Source organism: Pedobacter sp. (genome assembly GCF_035566355.1).
Classification (GTDB): Bacteria; Bacteroidota; Bacteroidia; order Sphingobacteriales; family Sphingobacteriaceae; genus Pedobacter.
Window position 1 is genome coordinate 1 of record NZ_DATMRL010000725.1, and the last position, 13,733, is coordinate 13,733.

Sequence of the window (13,733 nt, forward strand, 5' to 3'; positions counted from 1 at the left end):
ACTTTAAACGTGGAAAATGAGCCTTTTCTGAAGGTTTTAGATAAATGCTTTGCCGATCAACAGATAACTTATACCATTGAGAAGCAAACTGTTGTATTGAGAAAGAAAATCTCAGAAGACTATCCATCCAGGGCCGAGATCACTGTTAGCGGAAAAGTGCTCGACGAAACCAATCAGGCTATACCAGGCGCTACAATTAAACTTAAGGGAACAACGCAAACAGTTGTCACAAGTCCAAATGGTGAATTCAAGATCAAAGTACCCGAAGATGGTATACTGATGATAAGTTACATCGGCTATGTAACACAAGAAGTGGAGGTGCAAAAGAGAAAAAACATAACCATAATACTTAAACCGGTTGATAATTCTTTAAACGAAGTTGTAGTTGTGGCCTTTGGTCAGAAACAACGTAAAATAGAAACACTTGGCGCGCAGTCAAGTTTAAATGTTGAGGATCTGAAACAGCCTGTTGCCAATATATCAACGGTTCTTGCCGGAAGAGTTTCTGGGCTTGTTGGTGTGCAGAGAAGTGGGGAACCGGGAAGAGATGGAGCTGACTTATGGATTAGAGGGGTTATAACTCAGGGAAACAATACACCTTTAATTTTAGTAGATGGGGTAGAGAGGGCATTTAGTAACATCGATCCGAATGATATCGAAAGTTTTTCCATCCTTAAAGATGCCTCCTCAACTTCTGTTTACGGAGTAAGAGGCGCTAATGGGGTTATACTGATCAATACCAAACGAGGTAAAGAAGGAAGAACTGATATCAATCTTGATTATTATCAAGGACTCACCAAGTTTACAAAGCTTCCTGAAACTGCAGATGGGGTAACATACATGCAGATGGCAAATGAAGCTTCTACAACCAGGGGTGGCAATCCAATATACAGTCAGGATCTGATCAATAAAACTTATACACAAGTAGATCCTTATCTATACCCAAATGTAAACTGGTTTGATGAGATTTTTAACGATTTTGGACACAATAGAAAAGCAAACGTTAGTATCCGTGGCGGTGGCGAAAAGTCCACTTTTTATGTATCTGCGGGATATTATGATGAGACTGGTCTTTTCAAAGTTGACGGCCTTTCCCAGTATAATTCATCAATTAAGTTTTCGCGTGTAAACTTTAGCTCTGCATTGACCTTAAAAGCGACGAAGACAACAACCATAGACCTGGGTATAAAAGGATGGATCTCTAATGGTAACTATCCTGGTACCAGTACCAGTGATATATTTGCCAATTCGTTAAAAACTTATCCTATTCTCTATCCAACAATGTATCCTGATAATAAGGAACCATTTTTGTCAACAGGTGGAGGCCTGAATAGTTCCTATGCATTACTCACCAATAGAGGTTATTCAACAACGTACGAGAATCAGATTATGTCTGATATTAGGGTAAACCAAGATCTCAATGCACTGACAAAGGGACTATCTGCTCATGTATTGTATTCATTTGATGCAACAAACAGCAATTCCTTATCAAGAACAAAATTACCAACAACTTACTATGCAACCTCACGGGATGCGAATGGTAATTTGGTTTACACGAGTATTGGCCAGGGACAAGATTATCTTTCTTTTGGAAGAAGCAATGGCGGAAGCAGGCAATTTTATCTTGAAGGCGGAATCAATTATGCACGGACATTTGGCAGTCACCGCCTTGGTGCAATGGCCTTGTATTATCAAAGTGATAAAGTGAGTGCAACTGCAGGTGATCTTATCGGATCGATTCCATACAGGAGTCTTGGAACCGTAGGCAGGCTTACCTATTCTTATAATGACCGCTATCTGGCAGAAGTAACCTTTGGGTATAATGGTGCTGAAAATTTTGCGCCGGAAAAACGTTATGGTTTCTTTCCTTCGTATGCGCTCGGCTGGGTTGTATCGAATGAAAAATTTTATGGAAATGCCGATAAGATATTTCAACTCGTGAAGCTTAGGGGATCTTATGGAACAGTAGGTTCAAGTAACATTGGTGGGCGGCGTTTCTCTTATGTTGGAACTGTAGGTAATACAGGGGGATCCTACCAGTTTGGCCAGGTTAGAAATGACAATGCGATACAGGCTATTGATATTGTAGATTATCCAGTAGATGCAACTTGGGAGACCGAAAAGGACTTAAATCTTGGGCTTGAATTGAAAACTCTAAATAATGCGCTATCCCTTCAAATAGACGTCTTTAACAGAAAGCGTGAAAATATCTTCCTGACTCGTGGTGTCGTTCCCGATTTTTTGGGAATCAGAAATAATTTGTTGGGAAACTTAGGTAAAACCGAAGCTAAAGGAATAGATATTACTGGAAGTTATGACAAGCGTTTTGGGGATTTTAGCATGTCCTTTCAAGGTACATTCACCTACAACAAAAACAAGATGGTTGAGAATGATGCTCCAATTCCTAAATATCCTTGGCAAGAGGCCAGAGGCCAGTCTGTTTATACCAGGTCAGGTTATATCGCAACGGGCTTCTATACACAAGCAGAAATTGACGATCCGACAGTGGCCAGAACTGCAGGAGTTGTACAGGCTGGTGACCTCAAATTTAAAGATTTGAATGGCGACGGAGTGATCAATGGAGACGATGTTACCTTTATAGGAAAAGATCAGGTCCCTCAGATTATGTATGGATTTGGTTCAACTTTCGGTTACAAAGGTTTTTCACTTGGTGCTTTTTTTCAAGGGGTAGGATCTGTCGATTTTTACTTTGCTAATGAATTTATGCCGTTCCGAAATGGTTCAGCAAAGGGAAGTCTATATTCTAATATTCTCGATCGCTGGACACCTGAGAACCCAAGTCAGGATGCTTTTTATCCTAGACTTTCTTATGGTGCAGACATCAATCAGAATTATGCATCTAGTACTCATTTCCTGATGAATGGTAAATTTCTGCGTTTAAAGACACTTGATTTTGGTTATAGTTTCCCCAAAAAAATGATCAATGTAGCCGGTCTTCAGAAGCTGCGTCTATATTTCATAGGCTACAATCTGTTTACCTTCAGTCCATTTAAATTCTGGGATCCTGAAATGGGAGGTGGTTCGGGAACCAAATATCCCAACATCAAAACATTCAGTTTAGGTTTAAGTGCTACATTTTAATTTTAAAATCATTTGAATATGAAAAGAAATATATTTTTTAAAACGATCTGTTTGATGATCGTTTTAACTTCATTAAGTGCCTGCAAAAAGTTCCTGGATCAAGTGCCCGACGATAAACAGACCATTGACGATGTCTTTAAGAAAAAGTCAGAGTCAGAAAAATATCTGGCCGGAGTATATAGCTACATCAGGCAAAATACCGACTGGAATACCACCAGTCCATGGGAAGGGCTTTCAGATGAAATTGATGTAACTTATAATGATTATGCTACTTATTCTATGAATTTAGGTCAATGGGACCAAAATAGAACAGATTATAACTTTTGGGTACACTACTACCAAGGCATCCGCAGGGCATCCTATTTTATACAACGTATACCTGAAAATCCGGAAATCGAACCACAATTAATCCGCCAATACATTGCCGAAGCCAGGGTGCTCCGGGCATATTTCTATTCTTGTATCATGGCTCAGTACGGTCCAGCTATTATTTTACCAGACCTGCCAGTCCCGCCTGATGCTTCGATCGATGACTTTAGTTTTTCTCGAAACAGTTATGATGAATGTGTGAACTATGTCACAAGCGAAATAGATAAAGCTATTCCCGATCTTCCAGCTTCACAGGGAAATACCAGAGAATATGGAAGAATTAAAAAGGGGATGGCACTTGCCATAAATGCAAGAACGTTATTGTATGCAGCAAGTCCTTTATACAATGGAAATACAGATTATGCCAGCTTTAAGAATCATGATGGTAAAGTACTGATCAGCCAAGTGGCAGACAACAACAAATGGAAAAAAGCTGCAGACGCTGCAAAGGAATTAATCGATATGCCCGACTATAGCTTATATAAAGAATTAGATGCCAGCGGCAATATTAAACCTTACGAATCGCTAAAAAATCTCTGGTTAAAAGACTGGAATTCGGAAGTTATTTTATGCAAATTAAACGATGATAAAAACTATTCCATAGATAAAAATGGTTCTCCGTATATCCTGGGTGGATGGTCATCCTGGGGGCCAACCCAACAATCCGTTGATGCTTATTTTACAGCGAATGGACGATCGATTGATGACCCGGAATCTGGTTATACAGAAAGCGGATTTACAACTACAGCGAATAATTATTATGCGGCAGGAACCTCTAATATGTATGTAAACAGGGAACCGAGATTTTACGTTAATATCACCTTTAATCAAAGTAAATGGATAAACAATGCCAGCAACAACAATAGCGGTACAGGTTCATCTCCAATAACTATTCAGCTTTATAAAGGGGGGAATAGCGGACAATATACAGGAAGAAACTGGTCTAGAACCGGTTATGTGGTTCGTAAGATGGTTAACCCTAATAGTAAAGTCGGTCCAGATCAAATAGCAGACCGGGCGGAAATTATTTTTCGTCTTGGAGAATTTTATTTGAGTTATGCAGAAGCCTTAAATGAATATGCTCCGGGAAGTACCGATATCAAAAAGTATATTAATCTGATCAGGGAGCGTGCAGGCATACCTCAGTATGGATCAGGAGCAAATCAGGTACCTGAACCAGCAAATCAAGATGCCTGGAGAATAGCCATTCGCAAAGAAAGAAGAGTTGAACTTGCCTTTGAGTGTCACAGGTATTTTGATACCAGACGCTGGAAGATTGCGGAACAATCTGATGGAGGTGCATTCTATGGAATGGATGTAAACGCAACAAATAGCTTGGATTTTCAAAAACGAGTTGTTTTCGAAACTAGAGTTTTCCTAAAGAGATACTATTTATGGAACATTATTCAAACTGAGCTGAACAAGAATAAAAATCTTATTGGTAACCCAGGCTGGTAATTCTAAAATTAAAAAAATGAAGAAAATACTCAACATAGTGGGCATGCTTTGCCTGTTAATCATATTGTCCTGTAAAAAAGATAAGGTAGATAATGTAAGCACAACAATTTCAGATCCATCAATTACAGCGCCAACAAGCGGTACGATAATCAACCTCGTTCCCTCTAGTAATGCTATTGTCAATTTTGAATGGAAGGCCGCGCAAACCGCAAATTACACATTGCCTTTTTACAAGGTCGTCTTTGATAAAGAAAATGGTGATTTTTCAAAACCGATATACATTGGTACACCTGCTAAAGTAGGATCGGAGAACAAACTGGCCCTGTCACATAAGGAAATGAACAAGATTGCCAATGCTGCAGGTATTGCTGAACTAGCCACGGGCAAAGTTAAGTGGCGTGTGGAGGCTTCGAATGGGGTTGTTTCTAGCATCTCCGGATCCTCAATACTTCAACTGACAAGGCCATCTGGTTTTGCAGAAAATCCTTTAACGCTATTTATCACGGGAACTGCTACTGAAGGAGGTAACGACCTGGCAAAAGCGCTTCCTTTCAAACGACTGTCTGATGGAGTATTCGAAATTTACACTGCATTGAATAGCGGAAATTATAAACTTGTAGACAAAATAATTGGCACGCCACTAAACCTCATTATAGATGCAGGAACCGTCAAAGAAGGAACCGAGGTTAAAAGTCCTACTGTTACAAAAAAAGTCTATAGAATTAATGTTGATTTTAATAATTCTGTTGCTACGTTTACTGAAATACAATCTGTAGGGCTTTGGTTTTCAGGGTATAATGCAATAACGAGCATATTGAGTTATGATGCTGCAGGAGTATGGAAGGTCAGTGATATTGCAATTGTCTGGAAAACTGAATCATGGGGTAAAGATGAACGTTACAAATTTCGGGTGACAGAAAAAGATGCTGCAGGAACAGTAGTGGTTAAAAACTGGGGTAGTTCAAACAAGGATAATTCGAGAGCAACATCTTCCAGTCCCGCCAGCTATTTTCTACTGAAGGAAGTAGACAATAGTCAGTATGACTACACTTATAAATTTGCTGCAGAATCTCAGAAGACTGATATAGAATTCAGGTTAGGAGCTACCGCTGATTATACACACAAAGTAACTTTTAAATAGACTACCGCCATGAAATATAAAGTAAAACAAATTCATATCATGTGTGTTGTGCTCTTTTTTTCGATGCTTGCTGCATGTAAAAAAGAATCTAAAACACTTACGCCTCCTGAGCCGTTGGCTCCTGTTGCTATTGTAGACTGGGCAAAATCTGCTGATGCAGCGCAGTTGTCATTGGATGTACAGTTTTATAATACTGCAGAAAATTATTACAATCAAAATAATGCTGGCAATTTAGGCTTTAATTACTGGTGGAATGCACATGCTCTGGATGTACAGGTAGATGCCTATAATCGTACCAAGGATGCTAAATATCTTATCAAAATGAAAGCATTATTGAAGGGCTGTTTTGTGAAAAATGGCAATACTTTTAAAAATACCTTTTACGATGATATGGAATGGTGGGCGCTGGCATGTTTACGAGCTTATGATGCCACTGGTGATGTCGAATATAAAAATGCAGCTGATCAGTTGTGGTCTTGGATCAAAGTGGGATGGACTGCTGTTAAAAACGGAGGCATTATGTGGGCTTCGGGTTCGGCTGATTCAAAAAATGCCTGTTCCAATGCACCAGCGGCAATTATTGCAGCCAGACTTTATCAGCTGGATAAGAAGGAAGACGACCTGGTTTGGGCAAAAAAAATCTATACCTGGATGAAAAACTATGTGGTAGAGCCGGCAAGAGGTGTTGTTTGGGATGCCTATGGAAATACTTCAGAGAATGCCTTGTATACTTATAACCAGGGAACCTGGCTGGGTGCATGTTTGGAACTTTATCAGATTACTAAAGAACAGGTCTATTTAAATGATGCCGTACGTACAGCAAATTATGTAATGAATGATCAGGTTAAATTTTCGCCATCAGGTATTTTGAGAGGTGAAAATTCTGGAGACGGCGGGCTTTTTAAAGGAATTTTTATTCGCTATATGAGCCAGCTCTTACTAAAGAAAGCAGTCGACGCTTATACCACTGAGCTTTATCTTAAATATTTAAAAAACAATAGGCAGAGCCTGGCTACTAAGGCCATCAAATTGCCAGAAAATGTATTTTCTTCAGATTGGTCATCGAAACCGACTTCTGTAACAGGCGATTGTTCTGTTCAGCTTAGTGCACTTATGCTTTTTGAGTGCCTTGATGAATTAAAACGTGCTGGAATCTTAAAATAACATAATGAGTTTTAATCTTATAAACAGAGTTATTCTGGTCTTATTAGCCATGATTTCCACACATCAAATTTTTGCTATACCTCCAGGTATAGCAAAAATCTTGAGTTATCCCGTACCTTCTATTTATAAAACCTCTTCTTTTTTTGAGCTCAAAGTAAACGGAGTAGAGGTGCCCGTTATTGACTACACCGACAAGTACGACTATGCCCAGCTTTCTATGAGTAAGGGAAAAGCTGAATTTACCCTCAGTGTAAAAAATGGTGATCAGGTAGCCGCGTTTAACATTAGTCCTAAAAAGTACTCCATTGCAGGTGTAAGGGAGGGGAACAAATTAAAATTTACAATTCATAAGGATGAATACCTGATCGTAAAAGTCAATCAGTTGAGGGAGCTGGTTATAGCAGCAGATGCGGAAGAATTGAATAAACCATCTCCTTCAGGACAGGGTGTTTTTAACGTTGCCAGTGGGCCTTATACTGTGGTGGATTCTCATACAGAGCTAGCAACGGAAGCCATACAAAAAGCTATCGATGATGCTTCAGCTTACAAAGGCGGTAAAGGTATAGTTTATGTTCCAGCAGGGGTCTATCCGGTAAGGAACTTAAAACTTAAAAGCAATATGAGCCTTTATCTGGAAGGTGGAGCAGTTTTATTATTTAGTGGACAAGAGAAAGATTTTAAGATCAGCGCCCGTAAGGCCTCGCAGAATAGGAATATTACCTGGTGGATTGCCACAGACAGTGGAGCACACGACATCAAAGTATTTGGGCGTGGGACACTGGATGGAAACGGAAAGTATTCAACAGAAAAAAATAATCTTGGGAATCATATCCTGGCCATTATGCATACGGAAAGGTTTGAACTTGATGGTCCTGTAATCAGAGATTCTGGTGCCTGGGCCATTATTCCTACCCGTTCTAAAAAGCTGGTATTTCAAAATTTTAAATTATTTAATCGATTTGATATGGGTGAAAATGATGGTATTGATGTAATGGAGTCGCAAAATGTACTTGTAAAACATGCCATTGGTATTGCTCTTGACGATCCTTTTTCTACCAAAACCTGGACACAAAATACCGACTTATGTCGTAACTGGCCTGGAAAACCAATGGTTCAGAGCGGTGTAGTATTTAAAGACTGTATTTCCTGGACGTATTGTTATGGTTATAAAATCGGGCAAGGGGTAATGCAGGATCAGCGGAATATAGTGTTTAAGAATTGTGTAGTTTATGATGCGGCTGTGGGTATAGGTATTCATCATAAATGGGGAACGGCTTCTATAAAAAACGTATTGTTTGATGGGATAGATATAGAACGCTTATCCTATCAGAACGATGATCATCGTACCTGGGCCATCTTCTTTATGCAGAATGGCGATAAAAAAGGAAGCGGGCCAATCACTGATATTCTCGTAAAAAATGTACTTGTAAGAGATGCGGGTAAATCACCAGGTAAAATTAAGGGTGTAAGTGCAGCAATTCCAGTTTCAAATTTGAGGTTCAAAAATATTTCAATGCCCGGAATAGCTGGGCCTGCAAGTAGTCTACAGCAAGTTAAGATGACTGATACCATGTATGTGAACCACATCCAAATCAAAAAATAGAAAACACATGAAATTTATTCAATTATTTATCTTTTCAGTTTTAGTAATGTGTGCCACAAGCATACAAGCACAACAAAAATATCAATTCTTTTCTCCCGACAATAAGATTGAGGTTACGCTTTCTGTTTCTGATAGTGTATATTATATCCTAAAAGTAGATCAGAAAGAACTCATTTCGTCATCTGCAATCGCGTTAGATATAGATGGTAAAAGCAAATGGAAAGTCACAAAGTCTAACAGGACCAGTCATAATGAGGTACTACATCCAGTGGTTTGGCAAAAGAATAAAAATGTAGCTGATGTTTACAATAGGTTGCGTCTTGATTTTAGTAATGGTCTAGCCTTGGAGTGGAAAGTTTTTGATAATGGGGTGTCCTGGAGATGGTTGAGTAAACTCAAGGGCGACTTCTTAGTGAAGTCTGAAATTGCGCGGTTTAATTTTAAAGGAAGCGGAAAGGCGTGGTATCCACAAGAAGAACAGTTCTTTTCGCACAATGAACGGGAATATAGAAATTATACTCTTGATGAGCTAGATTACAAGAAGCTGGCTAGTTTACCAGCGTTATTCCAGGTTAGAGATGTGAAATTGCTTCTTACCGAATCAGACCTTTTTAACTATGCAGGGATGTGGTTAAGGGGAACAGGAAAAGGCGGTGTACAAGGTGTATTTCCTGCCTATCCTAAAGTGAAGGCCATTACCAGCGATCGTGACGAACAGGTAAAACAAAGGGAAGAATACCTGGCTAAAGCCAGTGCTGAGCGGAGTTTTCCCTGGAGAGTGATTATGGTGGCCAGAGAAGATAGAGATATTTTGGTAAATCAAATGCCTTACCTGTTGGGCAAGCCGTCTACCGGCGATTTTAGTTGGGTGAAGCCAGGTAAAGTGCAATGGGACTGGTGGCATTATAACAATATTTATGAAGTAGATTTTAAAGCGGGAATTAACAATGATACCTATAAATATTATATCGATGTCGCTTCAAAATATGGAATTGAGTATGTTTTACTGGATGAGGGCTGGTGTGATACCCGTGACCTGATGAAACAATCGCCAGGTATCGACATAGCCGAGTTAGCGGCTTATGCAAAAAGCAAAAATGTTGATCTGCTTTTATGGTCCAGCTGGCTGGTATTGGACAAACAGCTGGATATGGCACTGGATCAATTTCAGAAATGGGGCATCAAGGGGATCAAAGTAGATTTCATGCAACGCGATGACCAGGAAATGGTGAATTATTACGAGAAAGTTGCACTGGCAGCTGCAAAAAGAAAATTACTGGTCGATTTTCATGGTGCCTATAAACCGACAGGTTGGTCACGTACTTATCCGAACATCATGACTTCTGAGGGGGTGTTGGGCAATGAGATCAGCAAGTTTGCCGGATCTATAACACCTTCACATACCGCTACGCTTCCCTTTACCCGCATGGCCGCCGGACCAATGGACTTTACCCCGGGAGGGATGCGTAATGTTCATAAAAAGGAATGGGCGGCAGTTCCCTCAGAACCTATGACCCTCGGTACCCGTTGCAATCAGATGGCTATGTATGTGATCTATGAAAGTCCTTTGCAGATGTTATGCGATATTCCTACTCATTACCTTAAAGAGCCACAGTCAATGGAATTCCTTAAAGCTGTTCCGGCCGTATGGAGGCAAACTGTCGCGTTGAATGGAAAGGTAGGAGAGTATGTAACAATGGCCAGGCAGGGACCAAATGGCGACTGGTATTTAGGTGCTATGACAGATTGGACGGAAAGAAATTTTGATGTGTCCCTTTCCTTCTTACCAGAAGGGGAATATGAAGTGCACGTGTGGAAAGATGGAATTAATGCCAACAGAAATGCGAAGGATTTTAAAATGGAAACCCTTAATGTTAATCGCGATACACCATTGCACATCGAGCTGGCTTCAGGTGGCGGCTATGTGGCAAGATTCATCAAACGCTAATACTTAAAGGCTAATTTAATACGAGAGGTTCCTAAATCGATAGACTTAATTCTGTGACATGTTCCTTTTGGTAGGCATATTGAATTGCTTGAATTCATAGAACCGTGCTTCTCTTATAACCTATATTGACTAAGCCAATATAGGTTATTCATAAACACCATCTACTTTTTTGCCCATCTTTAAGGCAAGCCAGTCACTTATCCAAAGAAGTGTCAAGGCTGGTTTGAAATTTATGACCCTTGTCATATCGACCCTTTTAATATCATCCCAAGAAAAACTATGTTGCCTTTGGCTTAGCACTATCGCAAACCCAGCCTCGAAAAAAGGAAATTTGGTTTTGTCGTTTATATATCTATAAATTTATAGCTTAAGACTATATTGCTATGGCACCAAAGCCCCTTGAACATGAAAATAGATTGTTGGTTGAAATTGCGGGTGGAGATCAGCGTGCTTTTACTGAAATTTTTGATTTTTATCAGCGGTATGTTTATCTGTATGGAAAGAAATTAACCAGATCAGATGATCTTGCCGGAGAAATTGTTCAGGATGTTTTTTTAAAGATTTGGATTGGGCGGGAGAAGTTGAGTGAAATAGAGAGTTTTGGGGCTTATCTTAATCGTGTTGTCCGCAATCATTCCTTAAATGTGATCAGAAAACTTGCACAGGATGCAAAATCAACTTACGAGCTTAAAGTTCATGCTAGAGAATCGGATGAATCTACAACCGAACTTTTGGATTATAATGACAGTAATAGAATATTAAATCAGGCCATAGAAAATCTCCCACCTCAGCAGCGTATGGTGTATACCTTATGTCATGTTGAGGGGATGAAATATGATGAAGCTGCTGCTAAATTAAATATATCAAGTCGTACTGTTCAGGCGCATATGGGACAGGCTTTAAAAAATATCAGGGAACATTTTAAGAAAAATGCATTGGCTTATCCAATTTTATTTTCAGTTTTATTTAAATAATATCATTGAATATCAGTGTTTTAGTTTTATTTTTCTGTTTATTAAGTAATCAACTAAGCGTATTCTCTTTCATCTGTGTCAATGTGATTAAATAGTTAGGAAAATCTTAATTAAAAATTAGCACTGATGGAAAAATCAAAGGAAAGACTGGAAATATTACTTCTGGGTTATTTCAATCAATCTATTACAAAAGAGGATAACGAAGAATTATGGTCTTATGTTTTGGATCCAGTTTATCAAATCGAACTGGAACAATTATTTCCGAATGCCTATGATAGTGAGATTCTTATTCCTAATGATGAACTGGATCTGTTAAGAAAACAAAATATCCTCAATTATATTTTCAATCATCAACAAAGTCAATCAGGGATAACTGTTAAAAAGCTTTGGCCTCGCCGTATTGCTGTAGCTGCAGCAATTCTTCTGGTGATCAGTGTAGGTCTGATATTTTTCAGATATAAGCTGACTAATCAGTCATCAATGGAAGGCTACAATGTGGTAACTCCTGGAAAAGTTGGAGCAACCCTTACGCTTGCTAATGGTAAAAAAATTAAGTTATCTGAAGCTGTAAACGGAAAACTCGCACAAGAAGCCGGAGTAGTCATTACAAAATCTGCAAACGGCCAATTGATTTATGAATTAAAGGAGGCTGATCATAACCTGGATAAAATGAATACCTTATCTACTGCCAATGGAGAAAATTATCAGGTGCATTTGCCTGATGGTTCCCTGGTTTATTTAAACGCGACTTCGAGTTTAACCTATTCTGTTGGATTGATAGATCATGGAAAGCGTCGGGTGAGGCTCGATGGCGAAGCCTATTTTGAAATTTCAAAGGATAAGATGCATCCTTTTATTGTAGAAAGTAAGGGGCAGGAGGTAAAAGTGCTGGGTACACATTTTAATGTGAATTCTTATGCAGATGAAGAAGTAATAAAGACTACTCTGCTTGAAGGTTCTGTTCATATAGGTACAGCCGATGAGCAAAAGACCCTTAAACCGGGAGAACAGGCAATTGTTCGTGCCAATAAAATAAAACTTGCTAAAGTTGATCTTGAAGCTGCAGTGGCATGGAAAAACGGGGAATTTGTATTCAATGGCGAATCTATAACAGAGATCATGAGAATTTTGTCGAGATGGTATAACGTAGAAATTGAGTACCAGGGGCCTATAACCAGAGAGCGTTTTGAAGGAAGTATCTTGAAGGAGAAAAATATCACAGAAGTTCTTGAACTTTTGAAGCTAACCAATGCTGTTCATTTTAAAATAGAAGGGAGGAAAATTATTGTAACAAAATAGACCAAGAATATTATTGACTTAAATGAGTCAGTCCCGAAGGCCATCGGAACTGACTAAGGTTTGAGAAATCAATAAATTATTACGCTAACAACTATTAACCAACCAAACCAAACTCAAATGTACACAAAATACATAAAAAGGAAGCGTATACCACTGAGCTATATCCAGGTTTTATTGTTCATGATCTTTCTTCATGTCCATACGGCCAGTTTTGCTCAACAGAAGAAAATTACGCTTAATGAAACCAACGCTTCATTAAAGCAGGTTTTGAAAAAGATCAAGGCACAAACAGGGGTAAGCTTTATTGTAACCTCAAGTATGCTGGCCGATTCAAAACCCGTAACGGTTAAAGTGACCAATGCCGACTTAACAGAAGTGCTCTCGCTGATTTTTCGGCAGCAGCCATTAACTTATACCATTCGTAAAAACTCAGTAGGTATAACCAGGAAGATAGTATCTACCAATATACCAGGAATAGGGAATAGCACACTTATTGAAATTCATGGTACTATTAATGATCAACAAGGTAAGCCTATTGAAGGGGCGTCTGTAGCCTTAGAAAGCAGCGGGATCCAGGCCCTGTCTGATATAAATGGCAATTTCGCTTTAGGCTGGATTCCAGTTGATGGCTTGCTCATTGTATCCTATGTTGGATATCAGAAAAAGATGGTTCCG

9 protein-coding genes are annotated in these 13,733 nt (G+C 39.2%); all 9 read left to right on the forward strand.

Annotation, left to right across the window (positions count from 1 at the left end; translation table 11 throughout):
- Positions 1-3,102: TonB-dependent receptor (locus VNZ46_RS28350; RefSeq protein ID WP_325564898.1), on the forward strand; the 3,102-nt coding region annotated here is incomplete at its 5' end.
- A gap of 18 nt (positions 3,103-3,120) precedes the next feature.
- Positions 3,121-4,929 carry a RagB/SusD family nutrient uptake outer membrane protein gene (locus tag VNZ46_RS28355; RefSeq protein WP_325564901.1) on the forward strand — a complete coding sequence of 603 codons (1,809 nt, stop codon included), beginning with the start codon at positions 3,121-3,123 and terminating at the stop codon, positions 4,927-4,929.
- Positions 4,930-4,945: 16 nt separating this feature from the next.
- A complete protein-coding gene (locus VNZ46_RS28360; RefSeq protein WP_325564903.1) occupies positions 4,946-6,070 on the forward strand; it encodes a SusE domain-containing protein in 1,125 nt (374 codons plus the stop codon).
- A gap of 9 nt (positions 6,071-6,079) precedes the next feature.
- Positions 6,080-7,234: a glycoside hydrolase family 76 protein gene (locus VNZ46_RS28365; RefSeq protein WP_325564905.1), complete on the forward strand. Its 1,155-nt coding sequence runs from the start codon at positions 6,080-6,082 to the stop codon at positions 7,232-7,234.
- A 4-nt stretch (positions 7,235-7,238) separates the two neighbouring features.
- Positions 7,239-8,837 carry a glycosyl hydrolase family 28 protein gene (locus VNZ46_RS28370; protein ID WP_325564907.1) on the forward strand — a complete coding sequence of 533 codons (1,599 nt, stop codon included), beginning with the start codon at positions 7,239-7,241 and terminating at the stop codon, positions 8,835-8,837.
- 7 nt (positions 8,838-8,844) lie between these two features.
- Positions 8,845-10,785, forward strand: coding sequence for a glycoside hydrolase family 97 protein (locus VNZ46_RS28375; protein WP_325564909.1), 1,941 nt, complete (start codon positions 8,845-8,847; stop codon positions 10,783-10,785).
- A gap of 383 nt (positions 10,786-11,168) precedes the next feature.
- Positions 11,169-11,759 carry an RNA polymerase sigma-70 factor gene (locus tag VNZ46_RS28380; RefSeq protein WP_325564911.1) on the forward strand — a complete coding sequence of 197 codons (591 nt, stop codon included), beginning with the start codon at positions 11,169-11,171 and terminating at the stop codon, positions 11,757-11,759.
- A gap of 126 nt (positions 11,760-11,885) precedes the next feature.
- Positions 11,886-13,058, forward strand: a complete 1,173-nt coding sequence (locus VNZ46_RS28385; protein ID WP_325564913.1) for a FecR family protein — start codon at positions 11,886-11,888, stop codon at positions 13,056-13,058.
- Between the two features lie 117 nt (positions 13,059-13,175).
- On the forward strand, positions 13,176-13,733 hold a 558-nt coding region (locus VNZ46_RS28390; protein ID WP_325564915.1), incomplete at its 3' end, for an STN domain-containing protein.